Annotated in this window: 20 protein-coding genes; 10 read left to right on the top strand and 10 right to left on the bottom strand. The window is 64.6% G+C overall.

The genetic code is table 11. The features are described 5' to 3' along the window. Positions 1-43 precede the first annotated feature (43 nt). A complete protein-coding gene (locus tag BEP01S_RS08105; RefSeq protein WP_062242123.1) occupies positions 44-1114 on the top strand; it encodes an acyltransferase in 1071 nt (356 codons plus the stop codon). 71 nt (positions 1115-1185) lie between these two features. On the opposite strand, the gene BEP01S_RS08100 is transcribed toward BEP01S_RS08105, so the two are convergent. Then, positions 1186-2043, bottom strand: a complete 858-nt coding sequence (locus tag BEP01S_RS08100; RefSeq protein WP_062242121.1) for a PHP domain-containing protein — start codon at positions 2041-2043, stop codon at positions 1186-1188. A gap of 78 nt (positions 2044-2121) precedes the next feature. Here BEP01S_RS08100 and BEP01S_RS08095 point away from each other — a divergent pair, with 78 nt between their 5' ends. Further along, positions 2122-3648 carry an aminopeptidase P family protein gene (locus tag BEP01S_RS08095; protein ID WP_062242118.1) on the top strand — a complete coding sequence of 509 codons (1527 nt, stop codon included), beginning with the start codon at positions 2122-2124 and terminating at the stop codon, positions 3646-3648. After that, positions 3648-4736 carry a P1 family peptidase gene (locus BEP01S_RS08090; protein WP_062242115.1) on the top strand — a complete coding sequence of 363 codons (1089 nt, stop codon included), beginning with the start codon at positions 3648-3650 and terminating at the stop codon, positions 4734-4736. Before BEP01S_RS08095 ends, BEP01S_RS08090 begins: the two co-directional genes overlap by 1 nt. A 110-nt stretch (positions 4737-4846) precedes the next feature. Here the strand turns inward: BEP01S_RS08090 and BEP01S_RS08085 are convergent, their stop codons facing one another. Next, positions 4847-6772 carry a calcineurin-like phosphoesterase C-terminal domain-containing protein gene (locus BEP01S_RS08085; protein WP_062242113.1) on the bottom strand — a complete coding sequence of 642 codons (1926 nt, stop codon included), beginning with the start codon at positions 6770-6772 and terminating at the stop codon, positions 4847-4849. A gap of 216 nt (positions 6773-6988) precedes the next feature. Here BEP01S_RS08085 and BEP01S_RS08080 point away from each other — a divergent pair, with 216 nt between their 5' ends. The 4 genes from BEP01S_RS08080 to BEP01S_RS08065 all read left to right on the top strand — a co-directional run bounded on the left by BEP01S_RS08080 (position 6989) and on the right by BEP01S_RS08065 (position 11432). Continuing rightward, the gene (locus BEP01S_RS08080; RefSeq protein WP_039210596.1) at positions 6989-8263 is read left to right on the top strand and encodes a magnesium transporter MgtE N-terminal domain-containing protein; all 1275 of its coding nucleotides are present in this window, start codon (positions 6989-6991) and stop codon (positions 8261-8263) included. A 2-nt stretch (positions 8264-8265) separates the two neighbouring features. Next, complete coding sequence (locus tag BEP01S_RS08075; protein ID WP_062242111.1) at positions 8266-8814, top strand: DUF1003 domain-containing protein; 549 nt, start codon at positions 8266-8268, stop codon at positions 8812-8814. A gap of 69 nt (positions 8815-8883) precedes the next feature. Then, complete coding sequence (locus tag BEP01S_RS08070) at positions 8884-10005, top strand: Mrp/NBP35 family ATP-binding protein (protein WP_039210590.1); 1122 nt, start codon at positions 8884-8886, stop codon at positions 10003-10005. 5 nt (positions 10006-10010) lie between these two features. Then, a complete protein-coding gene (locus tag BEP01S_RS08065) occupies positions 10011-11432 on the top strand; it encodes a polysaccharide deacetylase family protein (protein ID WP_062242109.1) in 1422 nt (473 codons plus the stop codon). A gap of 82 nt (positions 11433-11514) precedes the next feature. Here the strand turns inward: BEP01S_RS08065 and BEP01S_RS08060 are convergent, their stop codons facing one another. Next, entirely contained in the window at positions 11515-11970 is a 456-nt protein-coding gene (locus tag BEP01S_RS08060; RefSeq protein ID WP_062242108.1) for a twin-arginine translocase TatA/TatE family subunit, read from the bottom strand. Between the two features lie 82 nt (positions 11971-12052). Between BEP01S_RS08060 and BEP01S_RS08055 the strand changes: the two genes are divergently transcribed. Together BEP01S_RS08055 and BEP01S_RS08050 are read left to right on the top strand one after the other, a co-directional pair. Continuing rightward, positions 12053-12385, top strand: coding sequence for an MGMT family protein (locus BEP01S_RS08055; protein WP_039210585.1), 333 nt, complete (start codon positions 12053-12055; stop codon positions 12383-12385). Between the two features lie 36 nt (positions 12386-12421). Next, a complete protein-coding gene (locus tag BEP01S_RS08050) occupies positions 12422-13057 on the top strand; it encodes an O-methyltransferase (protein WP_039210583.1) in 636 nt (211 codons plus the stop codon). Between the two features lie 79 nt (positions 13058-13136). Here the strand turns inward: BEP01S_RS08050 and BEP01S_RS16575 are convergent, their stop codons facing one another. The 6 genes from BEP01S_RS16575 to dapE form a co-directional block, all read right to left on the bottom strand. Then, a complete protein-coding gene (locus BEP01S_RS16575) occupies positions 13137-13307 on the bottom strand; it encodes a DUF3117 domain-containing protein (RefSeq protein WP_064485784.1) in 171 nt (56 codons plus the stop codon). Positions 13308-13424: 117 nt separating this feature from the next. Next, positions 13425-14660: a hypothetical protein gene (locus BEP01S_RS08045; RefSeq protein WP_062242107.1), complete on the bottom strand. Its 1236-nt coding sequence runs from the start codon at positions 14658-14660 to the stop codon at positions 13425-13427. Beyond that, positions 14657-14953, bottom strand: a complete 297-nt coding sequence (locus BEP01S_RS08040; RefSeq protein WP_062242105.1) for a DivIVA domain-containing protein — start codon at positions 14951-14953, stop codon at positions 14657-14659. The genes BEP01S_RS08045 and BEP01S_RS08040 overlap by 4 nt, the downstream gene beginning before the upstream one ends. A 35-nt stretch (positions 14954-14988) precedes the next feature. Further along, the gene (folP, locus tag BEP01S_RS08035; RefSeq protein WP_083532624.1) at positions 14989-15888 is read right to left on the bottom strand and encodes a dihydropteroate synthase; all 900 of its coding nucleotides are present in this window, start codon (positions 15886-15888) and stop codon (positions 14989-14991) included. Continuing rightward, positions 15885-16769: an LOG family protein gene (locus tag BEP01S_RS08030; protein WP_083532623.1), complete on the bottom strand. Its 885-nt coding sequence runs from the start codon at positions 16767-16769 to the stop codon at positions 15885-15887. The genes folP and BEP01S_RS08030 overlap by 4 nt, the downstream gene beginning before the upstream one ends. A 5-nt stretch (positions 16770-16774) precedes the next feature. Then, positions 16775-17941 (bottom strand): succinyl-diaminopimelate desuccinylase, encoded by a 1167-nt coding sequence (dapE, locus tag BEP01S_RS08025; protein WP_062242103.1) that lies wholly within the window; start codon positions 17939-17941, stop codon positions 16775-16777. A gap of 41 nt (positions 17942-17982) precedes the next feature. Here dapE and dapD point away from each other — a divergent pair, with 41 nt between their 5' ends. After that, complete coding sequence (gene dapD / locus BEP01S_RS08020; RefSeq protein ID WP_062242101.1) at positions 17983-18927, top strand: 2,3,4,5-tetrahydropyridine-2,6-dicarboxylate N-succinyltransferase; 945 nt, start codon at positions 17983-17985, stop codon at positions 18925-18927. A 203-nt stretch (positions 18928-19130) separates the two neighbouring features. On the opposite strand, the gene BEP01S_RS08015 is transcribed toward dapD, so the two are convergent. Further along, positions 19131-20414 (bottom strand): citrate synthase, encoded by a 1284-nt coding sequence (locus tag BEP01S_RS08015; protein WP_039210573.1) that lies wholly within the window; start codon positions 20412-20414, stop codon positions 19131-19133. Positions 20415-20636: the final 222 nt, after the last annotated feature.

The raw sequence follows: 20636 nt of genomic DNA, 5'->3' as shown, positions 1-20636 counted from the left end.
CGCCGAGTCCCTCGCAGCTCCCACTACGGTAGCCCCCTCCCCCGTGGAGCCGACGACGGCAACATCCCCGACCGCACAGTCTCAGGCCCCGACCGCGAAGCCGCGGGCTCCGAAGACGCATCGCCACGACGTCGACGTCATGCGGGTGCTCGCCGGACTCACTGTCATGCTCGGCCATTCGGGCGGCGTCCTCATCGGCCGTTCCGACGAAGGCAGCAATGCCTGGTGGCTCGGCCATTTCGCCGAGGCGGTCAACCCCTGGGCCGTGCCGATGTTCTTCATGATCGCCGGTTGGGCCGTGCTCGCCGGTGCGCCTCCGCGCACCGAAGCGAAGATGTGGGACCGCATCGTCCGCCATGTCGTGCCCTTGGCCGCCTGGTCGGTCATCTTCGTGCTCGGCTTCAACCTCTTCGACACCGATGAGGTCAACGTCCGCCACGACCTCGCCCGCAGCTTCCTCGAGGCCGGACGACCGGCCTTCCACCTGTGGTATCTCTACGCGTACGTTCCGCTCATCCTCGTCTTCGGCACGCTCGTCCTGTTCTGGAAGGGACAGCGCCCGTGGAAGCTCGCGACCCTCGCCGTCGTCCTCGCGGGATCGACCGTCTGGGCTCCGTTCGCGCTCGAACTCATCGGCTCGGATCAGGATGCATGGAAATGGGGCTTCGCGACGTATCAGGTCGTCTACTTCACCGTCGGGGCCTTCGTCATCCACCACGCATATGAGCTGCGTCCGCCGATCTGGACGCTGTGCCTGCTCTTCGCAGTCTCGGCGCTCGGCGTGCTGTGGTGGGAGTCGCGACGGTCCTATCCGATCGAGAATGCGAACCCGCTCATCATCGGACTCGCTATCAGCGTCATCCTCCTCGTCTCGCGCATCCGCCTCGGCGAGCGGACGAAGAAGGTCTTCACGACGATGGCGACGGCATCATTCGGTGCGTTCCTCGTCCACGTGTTCTTCCTCGAGCTCTTCTTCGAACGCCTCTTCGACGTCGATGCTGCGCCGGTCCTGCTCGTCGTCCAGTATCTGGGTCTGCTCGCCCTCATGGCCGCCCTGTCCTATGGGCTGAGCTTCGCCTGGGGAAAGCTGCATCTGCGCAGAATCCTCGGCTGACCTCAGCCCTGAGATGACGTCGGGGTCGGTCCCGGGGTGCAGGTTGGCGCGGCCAGCGGCTGTTGCCGGAATCAGCCCTGGATGTAGTCGACTCCGCCCGGCCGTGAGGCCGCACGCTCGAGCAGCTTCGCGAGCATATGGTCTGAGGTGACGTGCTCGCCGAGGCGGTTGGGTTTGCCTGTCCCGTGGTAGTCGCTGGAACCGGTGACGATGAGACCGTGCTCATGTGCCAGACGCCGCATCGCCTCACGCTCCTGCGGAGGGTTGTCGCGGTGGTCGACTTCGAGTCCGTCGAGTCCGGCGGAGATGAATTCGGTCATCGCCGAATCAGGAACGACGCGACCGCGCATGGCCGCACGCGGATGAGCGAAGACCGAGACTCCCCCGGCCTCCCGGATCAGCCCGATCGCCGTGATCGGGTCGATCGTCGGCAGTGACACGTGGTATTTGCCCTGGCTGGACAGAATCGATGAGAACGCTTCTGTGCGGCTCTCGACGACGCCGGCTGCCACCAGCGCATCGGCGATATGCGGACGTCCGATCGTGGCATCCTCGCCGGAGACCGAGAGCACAGCATCAATGTCGATCGGATAGTCTTCGGCGAGTCGCTCGATGATGAGGTGCGTTCGGTCGAGGCGTGCCCGCCGCGTCTCCTGCACGACCTCGGCCAGCCCCGTGTCGTATGGGTCGTGGAGGTAGGAGAGCAGGTGCACGCTGATTCCCTCGTAGCGACAGGAGATCTCCATTCCCCTCACCAGTCCGAGCCCGTAGACGCGGGCGGCATCTTCGGCAAGGGTCCAACCTGCGGTGGTGTCGTGGTCGGTGAGACCGACGACGTCGATGCCCTCCATCGAGGCTTCTGAGATGAGTTCGGAAGGGGTCTGGGTCCCGTCCGAGAATGCGGTGTGCACATGGAGATCGATGACCATGGTCACAGTGTATCTGCATCTGTCGTTTCGACTTCCACCTGTACGCACCATGTCACTCCGCCCGTCTAGACTGGCGGCATGACAGAGCAGAACTCAGATACCCCAGACTCGACTCAGGACCTCGCAGACCGCGTCAACAACCGCTCGCATCGCCCGAATTCCACCGCCTTCCGCGACTTCGTCGCCTCCGGATGGGATCGCACTCCGCTCAACGCCGAAGCTCTCGCCGCCGCTGGTTTCACCCCGGCCCGACGGGACGCCGTTTCGGCAGCATTCCCCGGTGAACGGCTCGTCGTTCCCGCCGGCGGACTCAAGGTCCGCTCGAACGACACCGACTACCGCTTCCGCGCGCATTCCGCGTTCATCCACCTCACCGGTCTGGAAGCCGATTCCGAACCCGACGCCGTCCTCGTCTTCGAACCCGAGGGTGACAGCCACGACGTGACGCTGTACTTCCGCCCCCGCGCCGGTGCCGATACCGAGGAGTTCTTCTCCGATTCCCGCTACGGCGAGTATTGGGTCGGTCCCCGCGCGGACCTCGAAGCGATGTCCACCATGACCGGCATCGCCACGGAGAGCTCCGCCACCGTCGATGACGCCATCACGAAGGACCTCGGAGCGATCTCGGTCCGCCTCGTCCGCCAGGCCGATTCCCGCATCGACGGAGTCATCGACCTCGCTCGCACCCAGGTCCAAGCCGATCTCGAGACGTCCGAGGCCGGGGATGCCGAACTGGCTCAGATGCTCTCCGAGCTGCGCCTGATCAAGGATGACCACGAGGTCGAGCAGCTGCGCAAAGCCGTCGCCATCACCCGTGCCGGTTTCGACAATGTCGTGGAATCGCTGCCGAAGGCGCTCGGCCACCGTCGTGGTGAGCGAGTCGTCGAGACCGCGTTCGAGACCGCCGCTCGCTCCGACGGCAACGGAGTCGGCTATGACACGATCGCCGCCTCGGGCAACAATGCCTGCACCCTGCACTGGATCCGCAATGACGGTCAGGTCCGCGACGGCGATCTCATCCTCGTCGATGCCGGAGCTGAAGCCGATTCGCTCTACACTGCGGACATCACTCGCACCCTGCCCGTTTCGGGCACCTTCACCGAGGTGCAGGCGAAGATCTACGACGCTGTGCTCGAAGCCTCCGATGCCGCGTTCGCCGTGGCCGCCGACCACCCCAACCGTCCGGTGAAGTTCCGTGAGGTCCACGAGGCGGCCATGGAGGTCATCGCGAAACGTCTCGAAGAGTTCGGTGTGCTGCCGGTCTCCGCTGCCGAGTCTTTGTCTCCGGAAGGACAGCAGCACCGCCGATGGATGGTCCACGGCACCAGCCATCACCTGGGCCTCGACGTCCATGACTGTGCTCAGGCGAGAGCGGAAATGTACCTGGACGCGACCATCGAACCGGGAATGGTCTTCACCATCGAACCCGGACTGTACTTCAAGTCCGATGACCTGCTGCTGCCCGAGGAGTTCCGCGGCAACGGCGTGCGCATCGAGGACGACGTTCTCGTCACCGCCGACGGAGTCGAGAACCTCTCCGCCGACTTCCCCCGCACCCGCGCCGAGATCGAGGCCTGGGTGCAGGGACGGGCACAGGAGCGCTGATGTCCTCGGATACCGCCGGGTCGGGTCCGGACGCGCAGCCCAGCCCGTTCCGCGGGCGCGGAATCCTCGAGATCCCCAGTATCCGCCTCGGTCATGCCGGTGAGCTCACCGACGCCCGACTGACCGGGATCACCACCGTGCTTCCGCCGTCCGGTTCGACCATCGGCGTCGATGTCCGCGGAGGCGGTCCCGCCACCCGTGAGACCGATGTCATCGCACCGGGGACTCATTCCTACGGTGCCGATGCCATCGTCCTCACCGGCGGGTCCGCATTCGGACTCGGTGCCGTCACCGGGGTCGTCGACACCCTCGCCGAGGCGGGACTCGGATTCCCCGCTCCCGGACTCGCCGGCGCGGTCATTCCCCTCGTCCCCGCCGCCGCGATCTACGACCTCGGTCGCGGGGACGGCTCCGTGGCCCCGCCGAGACCGAACGAAGGCGCCCAAGCGACACACGCGGCGCTGTCCGGTCGGATCGACGAGGTCCGTGGCAGCGTCGGAGCGGGCATCGGAGCCCGGTCGGGCTTTCAGACTCTGCGTGGAGGACTCGGATCCTTCGCCGTCCGACTGCCCAGTGGGACCACCGTCGCGGCACTTGTCGCGGCGAATTCGCTGGGGACGATCGGCACCCCGTCGGGCGGCCTGTGGTTGGAGCCGCTGCTGCGCTCGATCGGTCTCGATCTGCCGACGGTGCAGGGTCTTCCCGCCGCGCCGCCGGCGGATTCCAGGACGGCGGCGAAGAACACGACGATCGCGATCGTCGCCACTGACGCACGACTCGACCCGGCTCAGACCACACGGATGGCCGCGGGAGCGCATGCCGGCATCTCACGAGCAGTGCAGCCCTCGCACACTCTCTTCGACGGTGACACGGTCTTCGGCATCGCCACCGGAGCCGATGAGCTGCCAACAGACCGCGACGCCGCCACTCGCGAGCTCGTGATGATCACCGCAGCGGCGGCCGATGCTCTCAGCCTGGCGATCCTCGACGCCCATGCTTCGGCGACACCCGTCGACAGCGCTTGGGGGCAGCCGCCGACACTGAGCGAGATCGCACCGGATTTCACCTCGGAGTTCAACGCTCTCTGATCACGGAGACGGGGCCCGCCGTTCGGCGGGCCCCGCTCCTCGCAGTTCTCCGCAGCTTCCAAGCGCCATCATCCGACACCTGCGCGGAGCTGCAGCTCCTTCTTCAGCGGTCAGTCGTTGCGAGCCGACTGAGCCTCTTCGGAGTCGAGACCCTTCGGGTCTCGGACTTCCTTCTTCTGCTGAGCATCGAAGCCGTCCTGACGCAGCAGCTTCTGCGATTCGGTCTTCGCCGCGGCCTCATCCTCGACCACGGTGAACCGGACCGACTCGGTGAAGTCACGACCGTAGCGGTCGGTTCCGGTCACCTCGGCGGTGTGGGTGCCCAGATCGAGATCCGAGGGGATCTCGGTCCGCCACAGGTGCGAGCTCGACTGGCCCACATTGCCGGAGGTGCGCAGGTTCTGTGACGCCGTGTACGGATCGGTGTACTCCCAGCCCTTCGCCAGGGCTTCGCCCTTGCCCGGCTGAGTGTGCTCGGACTGCTTCGGCGCTTTGCCGTCGAAGCTGACCTCGACTCGTGCGTCCGAGGTGCCGGCGAGGAAGCTCGAGGTCAGCCAGGTCTCGCCCTGCTTGAGGTCCTCGCGGGTGACGACGCGTTCGGAGATCTCCTTCGGAGCAGTGCCCTCCTTGTCCGCGTCCTGCCACTCCTGTGCCTTCTGCGCCCAGTCACGCCACTCTGGCGAGTTCACGCCGAGCAGCAGCTGATGGTCATCCGATTCGTTGCGCACGGTGTAACGTTCGCTGCGCGAAGCACCGTCGTATTCGAGGGTGAGCACGCCCGGTTCCGAAGCGTCCTGAGTGAACGAGTACGGCAGCCCGTCGGCGTTGAGGCCTCCGGAGTACCAGTCACCGGAGACGGCACCGGCGACGATCTGCGTGTTCGGCAGCTTCTCGATCCCGGCTTCCGCCCATTCCTTCCGTGTCTCCCCTGCAACGAGGTTCTCCTGCGTGTGGGTGTGCCCGCCGACGGTCACAGCATTCGGATAGTCGGCGATGACGTCGTAGAAGTCCTTCGCATTGTCGACGACGACCTGTTTGTGCGTGAGGATGGGCGCGTGGGTGGCGATGACGACCTGCGCGTTCTTCGGCACGTTCTTCAGATCGTTCTCCAGCCAGGTCAGCTGCTCCTGACTGATCTTCTCCTTGTACTTCTTCCGGTTCGCCTTGCCTTCGTATTCGATGCTGTCGAGGACGACGAAGTGGGTCTTGCCGACGTCGTAGGAGAAGTACGAAGGTCCGAACTGATCACGGAAAGTGTCGAGGGCATGTGAGTCATCGACGGCGTCGTAGTCCTGATCGTGGTTGCCCGGTGCCACGCGGACAGGGCCGTTCATCTGCGAGTAGATATCGCGCAGTTCGTCATTGAGGCTGAGGTCGTCACCGACGTTGTCGCCGAGCAGGAGCACTCCACAGGCTCCGTAATCGCTGCGGTCGGCAAGGTCGCCGACGGCTCCGTCACGGGCGTAGCCCATCTCCGTCATGTCATAGGCCTGGGTGTCAGACGCGATCGGGCAGTTCTGGTCGTCCTTCGCCGAGGCCTGCGATTCGATCATCGGGAAGTTCACGGCCTTCGGCGTCTCACCTGTGGGTTCGATGCCTCCGAACTCCAGATCGCCGGAGCCTTCGGGCAGGTGGTTGTAGCTGAACTGAGCGACCTTGTCCTCATCGACGGGCACCTGCCATCCGGAGGGCTGAGTGATCGAAACGGTCATGTTCTCTCGCACGGGCAGCTCGTAGCGGCCGTCTCCGTCAGTCTGGACGACGTCGACTCCGTTGCTCACCGCGACGCCGGAGACGCCCTTCTCATCACCATCGAGCTTCGAGTTCTCGTTGACGTCGTCGAAGACCTGGCCGGTGAACTTCTGCGGGTCGGCGGCCTTGCCGCGGTCGACCTGGACGTGGCCTTCGTAGAGTTCGGCCGGTGCGTCTGCGGCCATCGCCGAGGTCGGCGAGAGAAGCGGGGCGAAGAGCGAGAGCGCGGCGCAGGCTCCCAGTCCTGCTGCAGCGGTGCGCGGGCGGATTCGTCGTGTCTGCATGGATTTCTCCTGTATTCGACTGTGGCGGGTTCTGCCGAGAAATGACCCTAGGGAGACGGGGCGACATCGAGATTAAGAAGGCAGGACGGCTTGATGAATAGGAGGAGAGTCCGGATGGAACTCGACGCCCACCCGTTTCACCGCCCGCGAATGTGATCTGGATTCATTTCCTGGAGCCGACCACTGAAAACTCTGCGCACCACGTAGTCTGAGAATATGAGTGGTCCACCGAAAAGAGTCTTCGTCGCCCGGCTCGTCTCTGCCCCCGTGTTCGACCCTCTGGGAGATCAGGTCGGACGGGTCCGCGACGCCGTCATCGTCTATCGAGCGACGATGCGGCAGTCCCCGCGTGTCATCGGTCTCGTCGTCGAGGTGCCGGGCCGACGCCGCGTCTTCGTCCCCATGGGCCGGGTCACCGCCATCGACTCCGGGCAGGTCATCACGACCGGCCTGGTGAACATGCGCCGGTTCGAACAGCGCGAGTCCGAGACCCTGGTGATGAATGATCTGCTCGACCGCAGGCTGCGTCTGCGGGAGGACAACTCCCCCATCCTCGTCGAGGACGTCGGCATCGAACAGCAGGTGAACAAGGATTGGGAGGTCACCCGCCTGTTCGTCCGTCGTGTGCCCGAACGCAGTGCCTTCGCCGCGTTCCGCCGCCGTGGGGAGACGAAGCAGATCGATTGGACGGATGCCGACCACCCAGTGGATTCCGAGGTCGATCAGGAAGCCACCCAGCTCATCGCCGCCTATCAGGACACGAAGCCTGCCGATCTCGCCGATGTGCTCTTCGAGATGAACCCCGGCCGCCGGCTCCAGGTCGCGAGAGCCCTCGATGACGAACGTCTCGCCGATGTCGTCGAGGAGCTGCCCGCGGAGACCCAGGTCGAGATCCTCGTCGGACTCGAGACCGAACGGGCCGTGACCGTGCTCGAGGAGATGGAGCCCGATGACGCGGCCGACCTCCTCGGCGAGCTCACCGATGATCAGGCCGAACGGTTCCTGACCCTCATGGAACCCGATGACGCGCAGGACGTGCGCACCCTGCTGGCCTATGACGATGACACAGCCGGTGGTCTGATGACCACGGAACCGGTGATCCTCACCCCGGAGGCCACCGTCGCCGAGGCTCTCGCCCACGTTCGTCGAGAAGACCTGCCGGCAGCTCTGGCGGCCGCGGTGTTCGTCTGTCGCCAACCGGTGGAGACGCCGACAGGCAAATACCTCGGTCTCGTCCATATCCAGGAGATGCTGCGTCATCCCCCTCACGAAGCCGTGGGCATCATGCTCGACACCGAGGTCGAACCGCTGCCTCCCGAGGCTCCTCTCGGCGAAGTCTCGAAGCTGCTGGCCGCGTACAATCTGGTGTCGGTGCCGATCACCGATGAGAACGACCGCCTCGTCGGCGTGGTCACCGTCGACGACGTCCTCGACGAGCTTCTGCCCGAGGACTGGCGGACCACCGGCCGTGACGATCACAGGAGGGGGTAGACATGGCTGTCGACGATTTCGAGATCCCACGGTCGAGCAAGCGGAAGCTGCCGAGCTTCGCCATGTCTCCCGAGACCTTCGGACGCGGAGCCGAAGCCTTCGCCCGGTTCATGGGCACTCCGGCGTTCCTCGTCGGAATGACCGTGTTCTGCGCGGTGTGGCTGCTGTGGAACACCCTGCTGCCCGAATCGTGGCAGTTCGACCCGCGGTCGCTGAACTTCACTCTGCTCACCCTCATCCTGTCCCTGCAGGCGTCCTATGCGGCCCCGCTCATCCTGCTCGCGGAGAACCGCAGCACCGACCGCGACCGCGTCGAGTTCGAACACGACCGGCAGCGCGCCGAACGCAACCTCGCTGACACCGAATATCTGGCACGTGAGGTGGCGGCGCTGCGCATCGCCATGCGTGAGGTCGCCACACGTGACTTCATCCGCTCCGAGCTCAAGGATCTGCTCAAGGAGTTGGAGGAGGAGAGACAAGATGGCGATCGACACGACGACGGCGATTCCCGGTCCTCCGAACAGCGCCGAGGCGGCTCCCACAGCGGATGACGAGACGACGTCCGAAGCGGTAGGGTTGAAAGCCCGGAAGCACTGATCCGGGAAGGAAAGGACGTGGGCATGACTGGTCCCTCTGAAGACGCTGTGAGAGAGGCACTGACCGGCGTCATCGACCCGGAGATCCGCCGCAATATCGTCGAACTCGATATGGTCGAATCGATCGACATCGACGGCGGCAAGGTCACCGTCACGGTTCTCCTCACGATCGCCGGCTGCCCGCTCAAGGACACGATCACCCGAGACACGGAAGCCGCGGTCGCCCGCGTCGACGGCGTCACTGAAGTATCTGTCGTCCTGGGCACGATGAGCCCCGAACAGCGCAAGGCGATGAAGGAGAAGCTGCAGGGCTCTGGTACCCGCGATATCCCCTTCAACCGTCCCGAATCGCTGACCAAGGTCTATGCCGTCGCGTCAGGAAAGGGCGGAGTCGGCAAATCGTCGGTGACTGCGAATCTCGCCGTGTCCCTGGCGGATAAGGGCCTGCGCGTCGGCATCGTCGACGCCGATATCTACGGCTTCTCCATCCCCGGCATGCTCGGTCTCTCCGGAAAGCCGACCCGAGTCGACGAGATGATCCTGCCGCAGGTCGCCCACAACGTGAAGGTGATGAGCATCGGCATGTTCGTCCCGCCGAGCCAGGCTGTCGTCTGGCGCGGCCCGATGCTCCATCGCGCCCTGCAGCAGTTCCTCACGGATGTGTTCTGGGGCGACCTCGACGTTCTGCTGCTCGATCTGCCTCCCGGCACCGGTGATATCGCAATCTCCGTGGCACAGCTGCTGCCCGACTCCGAGCTCCTCGTCGTCACCACACCCCAGTCCGCGGCCGCCCAGGTCGCCGAGCGCGCGGGGTCCATCGCCACACAGACGAAGCAGACATTGGCCGGAGTCATCGAGAACATGTCGTGGATGGAGATGCCCGACGGCACCCGGATGGAAGTGTTCGGCTCCGGGGGAGGTGCCAGCGTGGCCGAAAACCTCACTGCCACCCTCGAGCGCGAAGTCCCACTGCTGGCTCAGATCCCCTTGGACACTCGTCTGCGGGAAGGATCGGATGCCGGCACCCCGGTCGTGCTCGGCAGTCCCGAGTCGCCTGCGGCTCAGGCCTTCGACTCGCTTGCAGAGTCGCTGCGGCGACGCAGTCGCGGCCTGTCCGGCAGATCTCTGGGCCTGAGCCCGGTCTGAAGGCGGTGTCTCCCCTCTCCCCTCGCGACACCCTCGTCTACTCTGTCTTCTCCGCCGTCAGTGCTCTGACCGTCCTTGTCCTCCTGGCCGGCGCCATCGTCACTGCGTTCCGCGACGACCCCGCTCCCGAGCAGTCCGTGGAACCGGCACAGCGGGCGACCGCCTCTGAGAACCGGGACGTTCTCTCGACAATGCTGCGCAGCTACGCGGTGGTGTCCGACAAGCGCACGCCCCGCCTCGACATCCACACCTTCGGTCTGCCTGGTGCCGCCTCGCTGAACTCGGCGATCGAAGAACATGTGCTGTCCATGATCGAGGAATCAGGCGGCTTCGCCGCTCACGCTGCCTTCGACCCCTTGCAGACGGCGCCGGTCCATCGGTGGTCGGCGACGGCTTTCACACCGGCGCAGACGAGCCTCGACGACGCTCCCCCGGCTCGTGTCGACCCGCGCGCTGTGAACATCAGCACCCGGGTGCTGGCCAGTGGCGGGAATTTCGTCGTCACCGCGATCAACGCTGAGTCCCCACGTCAGCAGACGAGACTGCTGCTCACTGATCTCGCCCACGACCGCACCGTCAATGCCCGCCGACTCTTCGCCGCACCGGTCGACCCGGCCGCTATCGGGGCCGACGACACGGACACGCTGACGATCGATGACGAACCGGTCTCGGACACGGACCTGTCCTCCATCGGAGACCGTGTTCAGAAGGCCCTGCACACTAGCCTTGAGCTGCCTCATCCGGACGATCTGCGGTCACCGGACTTCTCCTGCGCTCTGCTGCCGTGTGTGGCGCTGACCTATGACGATGGTCCCGGAGAAGCGAAGAGCGAACGGACGATCCTCGACGCCGCTGATGAGGCGAACATCAGAGTGACCTACTTCCTCCTCGGGAAGAACACGGACAGTTCGCCCGAGGTGGCTGAGCGGATCATCGCTACCGGTCATGAGGTCGACAATCACACCTTTTCGCATGTGCGGATGGACACGACTGCCTCGGCGAAGATCCGCAAGGAGATCGGACGGACGGACAAGTCGCTGCAGTCGGTCGGGGTGAAGGACGAACCCCTCGTCCGTCCGCCCTATGGTGCCCTCGACAAACGTGCGTCACACGTGCTGGGCGGACCTGCGATCATCTGGGACGTCGATACCGGAGACTGGCAGCACCGAGATACGAAGAAGACCATCCGGCGGGTGCAGTCTCAGACCAAACCGGGATCGATCGTGCTCATGCACTCCATCCATCCCTCAACCGCGAAGGCGGCTCCGGCGGTTTTCTCGGCCGTGGCGGACAAAGGACTCTACGCAGTGACGGTGCGTGAGCTCTTCTCCGGGATCGAGTTGAAGCAGGGCGGTTCGTATTTCTGCCGCGGCTATTCGGATGAGCTGTGCTCGAACCCCGAGCATCCTGCGGTGATGAAGAACTGAGCTGCTGACGCCGTTTCGGCAGAGATGGCTCAGTGGTCAGCGGCGACGGTGAAGTACGGAGCCGCCGCTGTCGGAGAGGGACTCAGGTGGCTTCGGGATCGAACGGTGCCGCAGCGGAACGGTCGCGCAGGTCGACCTGGGCCTGGAACCGTTCGATGGGTGACTGCTCCCGGGTGGGGGCCACCTCGGTGTCGGTCTGGGTCGACACGTCGGCACTTGAGGACTCAGCGGACGTTGATTCCTGGGAGGAACGCTCCTGGCGTTTGGATTCGCGGATGGCCGCGTCCTCTTCGACGAGGGCCTCGCGCACGATCCGGCGCGGATCGTACTGACGTGGGTCGAGCTTCTGCCAATCCACGTCCTTGAAGTCGTCGCCGAAATCGCGTCGGACGCTGTCCTTCGCGCCTTCGGCCATGCGACGCATCTGGCGCACGAAGTCCCGCAGCTTCTGAGCGTATTCGGGCAGGCGTTTGGGTCCGATGACGACCAACGCCACAACGACCAGAATCACCATCTCGGTGCCGTTGATACCGAACATGGTCTCAAGTCTACCGTGGACGGCGGTAGCATCGACTCATGGTCAGCACAGGTTCGACAGCCCGATACTGCCGGGAGGTGCAGTGGACGAGATAGCCGTCGAACGGGTGCTGCGCATCGTCGAACTCGTTCCCGCCGCGCGCGTCGTCGCCTATGGGACCGTGGGTGCCGTCGCCGACTGCTCGCCTCGCTACGTCGGGCGGGTGATGCGGGAATTCGGATCGAATGTCACTTGGTGGCGGGTCGTCAATGCGGCCGGGATACTGCCGCCCGAGATCTTCGCTCGAGCCCGCATCCATTGGGAAGATGAGGGCACTCCGCATTCGCATGATCGGGTCGAACGTGTGGCCTTCGTCGATGTCGATGAACTCGACGAGCTGTGGCGCACCCACGGAATCGAACCCAAATGCGGTTAGACTTGGGAGAACTCAGCACCAGAAGGGAGGGGCCGGTTGGCACGCGAAAATGCAGGTGATCTCACCTTCTCGGAACAGTACAACGGTCCCGATCCGCTGCTCGATGCCGCTCGCACCCATTCTCATGAGTTCGGGATCGCGCCGGTCTCCCAAACGACTGCGAAGACGCTGACTCTGCTGGCCCGACTGCTCACACCGGTCGCGGCAGTCGAGGTTGGGACCGGGGTAGGAACATCGACGCTGTCCCTGCTGCGCGGAATGCCCACTGCAGGGATCCTGACGTCGATCGACACGAATTCCACGACTCAGAGTGCAGCCCGTGACCTCGTCGACATGGCGGGGATCAGACCGGGCCGGCTGCGACTGATGAGCGGGCGTGCCGAAGAGGTGCTCAAACGACTCGCACCGGCGGCCTATGACATGGTCTTCATCGATGTGGAGCCGGGGAATCTGGAGAGGATGATCCAGCCCTCGCTGCGTCTGCTCGACTCTCAGGGTCTGCTGGTCATCCACAAGACGCTGCTCAAGGGCGCCGTTGCCGATCCCGTTGATCGCAGCCCCCGCACTCAGGCGGCCCGCAGCATGCTCAACCGCATCGCAGAACAGGAGAACCTCGAGCGGGTGCTGCTGCCCATTGGGGAAGGCCTGCTGCTTCTGCAGAAGCCCCGGTGAATGCAACAACAGCAGAGACTTACATGTAAGTCTCTGCTGTTCGTGCGTCTCCGATCGGCCGTGCGCTGCGGCCGTCGGCTCAGAGCCCCAGTGTCTGGGCGAGAGTGTCGTGGAGTCCGGTGGCTTCGTCTCTGCTGAGTTCGATCACCAGGCGACCTCCGCCTTCGACTGGAAGCCGCATCACCATGCTTCGGCCTTCTTCGGTCACTTCCAGAGGTCCGTCGCCGGTGCGGGGTTTCTGGGCTGCCATATGGGCTCTTCCTTCCGTTGTCATACAAAGACGGTTCACACCAGGTGGACCGAATCATGTAGTTCCGATTATTCCATGATCCGCGCGTTCCCGGTAACTCTCCCACCCACCGGACGGTCACGGCGGCAGATCTGCGGGCGGGGTGAAGTGCCAGAGGTAGGCGACCCACACGATCTGGAGCAGGATATAGGCGACCAGCATTGCGGCTCGATAGCCTCGGGAGCGCACCAGTGCAAGAGTCAGCGCCATCGGGAACATCGGCAGCAGCAGTCGCAGGGTGGAGGTCTGCGGATTGAAGAAGATGAGCAGGTACAAACCGTAGCCGAGGCAGAACAGCTGCAGGGTCCGGCCCATGCGCGCGCCCGCCGGAGAGAAGCTCAGGGCAAGCATTCCGGCGATGACAATGACGAGCAACACCGGGCCGAGCGGACCGATGAGGCTGATCGACCGCGCCACCCACTGGACGACGAACGTGGTCTCGCCGGTGTGCCAGGCCGCCTCGGTGTCGGTATAGGCCGTCAGCGATCCCGTTGCCCACCAGGCATGGATCGGGTGGATGAGCGCCGCTGCGCAGGAGAGCACTCCCAGGGTCCAGGATCGGATCGCCTCACCGGCCGGATACGGATCGGTCCGGCGGCGGAGGAAGCGGTCGATGAGGTGGAAGAGCATGAAGAAGGAGAACGCCACACCGATGGGCCGTGACAGGTCCATGAAGACGACGACCGGGAGTGCGGTGAGGTAGCGGCGTTCGACGACGAGGAAGAGTGCCGTTGCCTGCAGCAGGAGGGTCAGTGATTCGGCGTAGCCGGTGGAGAAGATCGCCGCCGGTGGGAAGAACATCACGAGGGCCAGTCCCATCAGGGCCTGACCGGCGTCGACGTACTTCCGGAAGAGGTGGAGGATGACGATCGAGGCAAGACCCGCGGCGAGCGTGGACACGATCGGCGAGATGACCTCATAGCTCAATCCTGTGAGGTCGGCCAGAGTGGACACGATCGAGGGGTGCAGCGGATAGAACGCCCACTGGTTCTCTGCGACCGCTCCCGAGTCGTCGATGGGCAGGACGCGGGGATAGCCTTCGTCGGCGACGCGCCCGTACCAGCCGCCGTCCCAGAAGTTGAGGAAGTCATTGAGCGTCGTCGTCACCGGAGACGACGACCAGTTCGCCGGGTCCTGACGTTTGAGGACCGCGGCGAAGATCGACATGCTCACGACGCGGGAGAGGAAGTACACGGCCACGGCCTGCAGCCACACGGGCAGGCTCATGAACAGAGCGCCGAGGCGGCTGAAGCGGGAGGAGTCGAAGACTTCGGGGGCGAGAGTGATTCCGGGCAGGTCTGCGGGGCGGCTCATCGTGGTCCGGCAGCCGTTTCCGGGCCGTCAGAGGCGGTCGCGGATTCGAGTTCGCTCAGACGTGCGCGCAGCAGCGCCATGGCTTCGTCGACGTCTTCCATCCGGTAGCCGCGCAGAGCGGGCCGGAATCGCACAGACTCCAGATCTCGGCTGGTGAACTCGCCAGGCAGACCGGTCCAGCGTTCTTCAGCCTCGTCGACGGTTTCGGATGAGAAGACGTTGAAGGTCGCCGCGACGACGAACACGAGGACGAAGACCGCGGCCGCGACACCGATGACAATCCACAGAGGCATGCCCCCATTTTCGCATAGGCGGGTGCGCGGACCCCTCAGCGCAGTCCGCGCACGGTGTGTTTCGGTGCCGCTTCACCGGTGATCGCCACGGTCACATCGATGGCGTCGGCAGTGGCCCGCACATCGTGGGTGCGGATCATCGCCGCACCCTTCTCGATGGCCAGTGCGGTCGCGGCGATCGTGCCGAACAGACGGTCCTGCGGGGCCACGTCTCCGATCGCTTCGCCGACGAAGTCCTTGCGTGAGATCGCCAGCAGCACCGGATAGCCGGTGGCGGTGAACCGTTCGAGTTCACGCAGCAGCCGCAGCGAGTGGTAGGTGTTCTTCCCGAAGTCCGGAGTGGGATCGATGATGATCCGGTCCTCGGGCACACCTGCTGCACGGGCAGCCTCGGCGAGGTCGATGACGCCGGACAAGGTGGAGTCGACGACGTCACCGGCCTGCAGACCATAGCGGTTGCGGTGGGCGTCGGTGCGCGGATCCAGTCCCCCTGTGTGGGAGCAGACGATGCCGACATCGTGCCGGGCGGCCACCTCGGCGAGTTTGGGGTCGACCCCTGCCCAGGTGTCGTTGAGCAGTCCCGCACCGGCCCGGCAGGCGGCCTCGGCCACCTCATGACGCCAGGTGTCGACGCTGATGAGCATGTGCGGGTGGGAACTGGCGACGGCTTCGATGGTCGGGCACACACGGTCGATCTCCTCGCTCACGGAGATCTCTCGACCGCGGCCGGCGCGCACTCCCCCGATATCGACGATATGGGCACCGGCGGTGGCTGCTGCCTCCACGGCGGCGATCGCCTCGTCGTGGGTGGCTGCGGATTCGTAGAAGGAATCGGTGGTGCGGTTGATCACGGCCATGATCGCCGGGTTTCCGGGGCGGGCGTGGGCCAGATCGAATCGTTCGGTCTCCGGCACTGCTGAGCTGTCGCCTCTCATGATCGGCCGTCCACTGGATTCGATCCGGCGGAGTTCGCACTGTTCGGGTTCGTTCCCGGTCCGATTGCGGCGACGACCTCGTCGATGTCGTCGGTGAGGGTGAACATGTTCATGTCGGCTTCGCTGATCGTGCCTGCGGCGAGGAGAGTATCGCGCATCCAGTCGACGAGCCCGCCCCAGTAGTCGGTTCCGAAGAGCACGATCGGGAAGGAGGTGATCTTGCCGGTCTGGACCATGGTGAAGGCTTCGAACAGCTCATCGAGTGTGCCCAGGCCGCCGGGCATGACGACGAATCCGCGCGAGTATTTGAGGAACATGGTCTTGCGGACGAAGAAGTAGCGGAAGTTCACGCCGAGTTCGACATGCTCGTTGAGTCCGGTTTCGAAGGGCAGCTCGATGCCGAGCCCGATGGACACTCCCCCGCCCTCGCACGCGCCGAGGTTGCCGGCCTCCATGATTCCGGGTCCCCCGCCGGTGATGATCGCATTGCCGTTCTCGGCGATGCGTCGGGCGATCTCTCGGGTGTCTGCGTAGGCCTGGGTGCCGGCTTTCAGACGTGCCGAGCCGAAGATCGACACGGCCGGTCCGATCTCGGCCAGAGAGCCGAATCCTTCGACGAACTCGGCTTGGATGCGCATCACGCGCCACGGATCCTCATGAACCCAGTCGGTCCCCGACTTCGATTCGAGGAGACGTTGGTCCGTCGTCGTCTCGGGCACCTGGCCACCGCTCAGCCGCAGCGGACCCTTGCTGTAGAAGCCGGGGTCGGATGCGGGTTCGCCTTCGGGGGCGCCTGCCGCCTCATCGGACGGAGCACCGGCTGGATCGCTGACGGGGGCGCCTATCGCATCGCCTGTCGGATCATCTGTCGCTCTGGTCATCTCAATCACCGGCCCTGGAGGTAGCTGCGCAGAGTTGCGGTGGCCTGTTCCACCTCGGTGACTCTCACATGCTCATCCGACTTATGGGCGTACAGCGGGTTGCCGGGACCGAAATTCACCGCCGGAACGCCGAGTGCGCTGAACCGTGACACATCGGTCCAGCCGAGCTTGGGCGCCGGAGACAGACCGAGCGTGTCGATGAAGTCCTGGGCGATCGCCCGGTCGAGGCCGGGACGTGCACCCTCGGCGGCATCGGTGACGACGACGTCGAATCCAGTGAACAGCTCGCGCAGGAAGGCCTCCGCCTCGGCGGCGGATTTACTCGGGGCGAAGCGATAGTTCACGGACACGACGCATTCGTCGGGCACAACGTTGCCAGCGACTCCACCGTGGATGTTCACGGCGGACAGGGATTCGCGGTAGTCGAGGCCATCGACCGTGACCGTGTCGGTTTCGAACTCGGCGAGCCGGGTGAGCACCTCGGCAGCTGCGTGGATGGCGTTGACGCCCATGAATGCGCGAGCCGAATGGGCGCGGACTCCGGTGGTGGTGACGTCGACGCGGATGGTTCCGTTGCAGCCGCCCTCGACGGAGGCATTCGACGGTTCTCCGAGGATCGCGAAGTCACCGGCGAGCCAGTCAGGGTGGTTGCGGGAGACGCGGCCGAGCCCGTTGAGCGAGGCATCAACCTCTTCGTGGTCGTAGAAGACCCAGCTGACATCGCGATTCGGTGCGGTCAGGGCGGCCGTGGTGGAGAGCTGCATCGCCACTCCGGCCTTCATATCGCAGGCACCTCGGCCCCAGATGACCTCGTCATCTGGGTAGTTCTCGCCGGACATGTGTGTGCGCACGGGCGGAAGATTGTCTTCGACGGGGACGGTGTCGAGGTGGCCGGCGACGACGATCCGCTCGTCCAGGCCCAGGTTCGTGCGAGCGATGATGGTGTCTCCGTCGCGGAGGATCTCCAGGTCCGGTCCCGGTCCTGCGCTGATCCGCTCCAGCACGTCGACGACGGCATCGGCCAGGGCTGTTTCGTTCCCGGACACGGATTCGACGGCGCACAGGCGGCCGGTGAGTTCGGCCGGGTCGCTCAGTGCGGCGAACAGGTAGTCACCGAGGTCTCCGTCGGGCGCGAATATGGCATCAGTCTCAGCAGATGGATCGACAGTCATGTTTCTTAGCCTAGTACGGCGCCACCGTCTAGGCTTGAGGCATGACAGAACGCATTGTTTCCGCACGTGGACTCGCCACGATTCACTCCGACACCGTCCTCTCCGTCTGGTACCCCGCCCTGAGCACGGGAGATACCCATGACACCGCCGAGGCGGCCGCCACCGCCCGTGCCGCCGACGATGGCCTCGACGCCCTGGTGGGCACCGATGAGGCTCGCGGCACCCGTTCCGAGGTCGTCACCACCACGATCGATCTCGACGCCGGTCCCGCCTCGGCGGCCGATGCCTACCTGCGTCTGCACGCGCTGTCCCACCGCGTCGTGGCTCCCAACGATGTCAACCTCGACGGCATCTTCGGTCATATCGCCAACGTCGTGTGGACGTCCTTCGGCGCCTGCTCGCCCGAGGACTTCGAGGCCACCCGCGCCAAGCTCCTCGCCCGCGGTCCAGTCGCCGTGTACGGTCTCGACAAGTTCCCGCGGATGACCGACTTCGTCATCCCTTCCGGCGTGCGCATCGCCGATGCCGACCGTGTCCGCCTCGGCGCTCACCTGGCTCCCGGCACCACTGTCATGCACGAAGGCTTCGTGAACTTCAACGCCGGAACGCTCGGCTCGGCCATGGTCGAAGGCCGCGTCTCGCAGGGCGTCGTAGTCGGCGACGGCTCGGACATCGGCGGCGGCGCCTCGATCATGGGCACGCTGTCGGGAGGCGGCACACACCGCATCTCCATCGGCTCAGGCAGCCTGCTCGGTGCGAACGCCGGTGTCGGCATCTCCATCGGCGATGACTGCATCGTCGAGGCCGGTCTCTACATCACCGCCGGCACCCGCGTCACGGTCCCCGGCGAAGACGATGCCGTGGTCAAGGCCTCCGAACTCAGCGGGAAGAACAACATCCTCTTCCGCCGCAATTCGGTCACCGGCACCGTCGAGGCGATCTCCCGGGACTCCAAGGGCATCGAGCTCAACCCCGACCTGCACTGATCGGAGAGCCGGCCAAACCCCCTGAGAGCGCGTTCACTTCAAGTGGACGCGCCCTCAGCGCATTCACGTACCTGCCGGTACTGGTCGCTGCGCCAGAAACCGAGTGAATGGAAATAGTGAATGCGCAACGGCGTCGGAGCAGAGAATTCTCTGCTCCGACGCCGTTGCGTCTTCACGCGGCACTCAACGTGCCGTGAGGGGACTCAGCGTTCGCTGATGTCCATATAGTTCCGGTTGTACTCGCCCGTGTAGATCTGGCGAGGACGGCCGATCTTCGTCTCGGGATCCTTGATCATCTCGCGCCACTGAGCGATCCAGCCGGGCAGACGGCCGACCGAGAACAGCACGGTGAACATATTCGTCGGGAATCCGAGAGCCTTGTAGATGAGGCCCGTGTAGAAGTCGACGTTCGGGTAGAGCTTGCGCTCGACGAAGTAGTCGTCGGCCAGCGCGATCTCTTCGAGCTGCTGAGCCAGTTCGAGCAGCGGGTCGCCGCCGGAACGGGCGAGGACCTCGTCAGCCGTCTTCTTGATGATCTTCGCGCGCGGATCGTAGTTCTTGTACACGCGGTGACCGAAGCCCATGAGACGGACGCCGTCTTCCTTGTTCTTCACGCGCTCCATGAACTTCTTCGGTCCGTCATCGGAAGCCGAGATCTGCTCAAGCATCTCGAGAACGGCGGAGTTCGCGCCGCCGTGCAGCGGTCCGGCCAGGGCGTTGACGCCGGCCGAGATCGACTGGAACACGTTGGCCTGCGAGGAGCCGACGAGGCGAACCGTCGAGGTCGAGCAGTTCTGCTCGTGATCGGCGTGGAGGATGAACAGCTGGTCCATGGCCTTGACCGCCAGCGGATCCGGCTCGTACTCCTCAGCGGGAACGCCGAAGTTCACACGCAGGAAGTTCTCCACGAGGCTGAGCGAGTTGTCCGGATGGATGACCGGCAGGCCCATGTTCTTCCTGTGCGCGAGAGCAGCGATGGTCGGCATCTTCGCGAGCAGACGGAATGACGAGGTGTCGATCTGGTCTTCGTCAAAGACATCGAGGTCATCTTGGTAGAACGTCGACAAAGCCGCGACGGCCGCTGCCACCATGGGCATCGGATGAGCGTCATACGGGAACGCACGGAAGAAGCGTCGCAGGTCCTCGTGGACGATGGTGTGTCCGCGCAGGCGGGCGTCGAAGGCGTCGTACTGTTCCTGAGTCGGCAGCTCACCGTAGATGAGGAGGTAGCAGACTTCGACGAAGTTCGACTGTTCCGCGAGCTGTTCGATCGGGTACCCGCGGTACTGCAGTTCACCGTTGTCACCATCGATGTAGGTGATGGACGACGAGGTGGTTGCGGTGTTGGCAAACCCTGGATCGTATGTGACCGAACCGGTCTCTTTGAGCAGAGAACCGATACGGTATCCGTTGTTGCCCGCTGTTGCTGACACCTCGGGCAGTGTCAGCTCCGTATCAGCGATCCTGAGGTTCGCCTCCGAAGTCATTCGATCTCCTCACCGTTGACCGACCCCAAGAACTTCCTGAGGTGTCTTGCACAGTTCTTTCAAAGACTACCGACAACTGCGGGAATCAGAAAATCACTGCACCCTGCATTTACTTGACGGTAATACGTCTGATCAGGGCAGATGACAGTTTTTCGCCCTGAACGAAGTCTCAATGGAAACTTAGCGGACGCTCGGAAACCGCCCGCGTCCGCCCGCAGAATC

It is taken from the genome of Brevibacterium epidermidis NBRC 14811, from assembly GCF_001570805.1.
Taxonomy (GTDB): domain Bacteria; phylum Actinomycetota; class Actinomycetes; order Actinomycetales; family Brevibacteriaceae; genus Brevibacterium; species Brevibacterium epidermidis.
Note: the sequence above shows the minus strand (reverse complement) of the source record. Positions and strands in the feature narration are given on the sequence as shown.

Excerpts from the sequence above, each read along its gene's own strand:
- BEP01S_RS08090 (WP_062242115.1), top strand. The coding sequence starts at position 3,648 with ATGTCCTCGGATACCGCCGGGTCGGGTCCGGACGCGCAGCCCAGCCCG.
- BEP01S_RS08095 (WP_062242118.1), top strand. The coding sequence starts at position 2,122 with ATGACAGAGCAGAACTCAGATACCCCAGACTCGACTCAGGACCTCGCA.
- BEP01S_RS08075 (WP_062242111.1), top strand. The coding sequence starts at position 8,266 with ATGGCTGTCGACGATTTCGAGATCCCACGGTCGAGCAAGCGGAAGCTG.
- BEP01S_RS08080 (WP_039210596.1), top strand. The coding sequence starts at position 6,989 with ATGAGTGGTCCACCGAAAAGAGTCTTCGTCGCCCGGCTCGTCTCTGCC.
- dapE (WP_062242103.1), bottom strand. The coding sequence starts at position 17,941 with ATGACTGTCGATCCATCTGCTGAGACTGATGCCATATTCGCGCCCGAC.
- BEP01S_RS08100 (WP_062242121.1), bottom strand. The coding sequence starts at position 2,043 with ATGGTCATCGATCTCCATGTGCACACCGCATTCTCGGACGGGACCCAG.
- BEP01S_RS08015 (WP_039210573.1), bottom strand. The coding sequence starts at position 20,414 with ATGACTTCGGAGGCGAACCTCAGGATCGCTGATACGGAGCTGACACTG.
- folP (WP_083532624.1), bottom strand. The coding sequence starts at position 15,888 with ATGAGAGGCGACAGCTCAGCAGTGCCGGAGACCGAACGATTCGATCTG.
- BEP01S_RS08060 (WP_062242108.1), bottom strand. The coding sequence starts at position 11,970 with ATGTTCGGTATCAACGGCACCGAGATGGTGATTCTGGTCGTTGTGGCG.
- BEP01S_RS08045 (WP_062242107.1), bottom strand. The coding sequence starts at position 14,660 with ATGAGCCGCCCCGCAGACCTGCCCGGAATCACTCTCGCCCCCGAAGTC.
- BEP01S_RS08085 (WP_062242113.1), bottom strand. The coding sequence starts at position 6,772 with ATGCAGACACGACGAATCCGCCCGCGCACCGCTGCAGCAGGACTGGGA.
- BEP01S_RS16575 (WP_064485784.1), bottom strand. The coding sequence starts at position 13,307 with ATGGCAGCCCAGAAACCCCGCACCGGCGACGGACCTCTGGAAGTGACC.
- BEP01S_RS08040 (WP_062242105.1), bottom strand. The coding sequence starts at position 14,953 with ATGCCTCTGTGGATTGTCATCGGTGTCGCGGCCGCGGTCTTCGTCCTC.
- BEP01S_RS08030 (WP_083532623.1), bottom strand. The coding sequence starts at position 16,769 with ATGACCAGAGCGACAGATGATCCGACAGGCGATGCGATAGGCGCCCCC.
- dapD (WP_062242101.1), top strand. The coding sequence starts at position 17,983 with ATGACAGAACGCATTGTTTCCGCACGTGGACTCGCCACGATTCACTCC.
- BEP01S_RS08070 (WP_039210590.1), top strand. The coding sequence starts at position 8,884 with ATGACTGGTCCCTCTGAAGACGCTGTGAGAGAGGCACTGACCGGCGTC.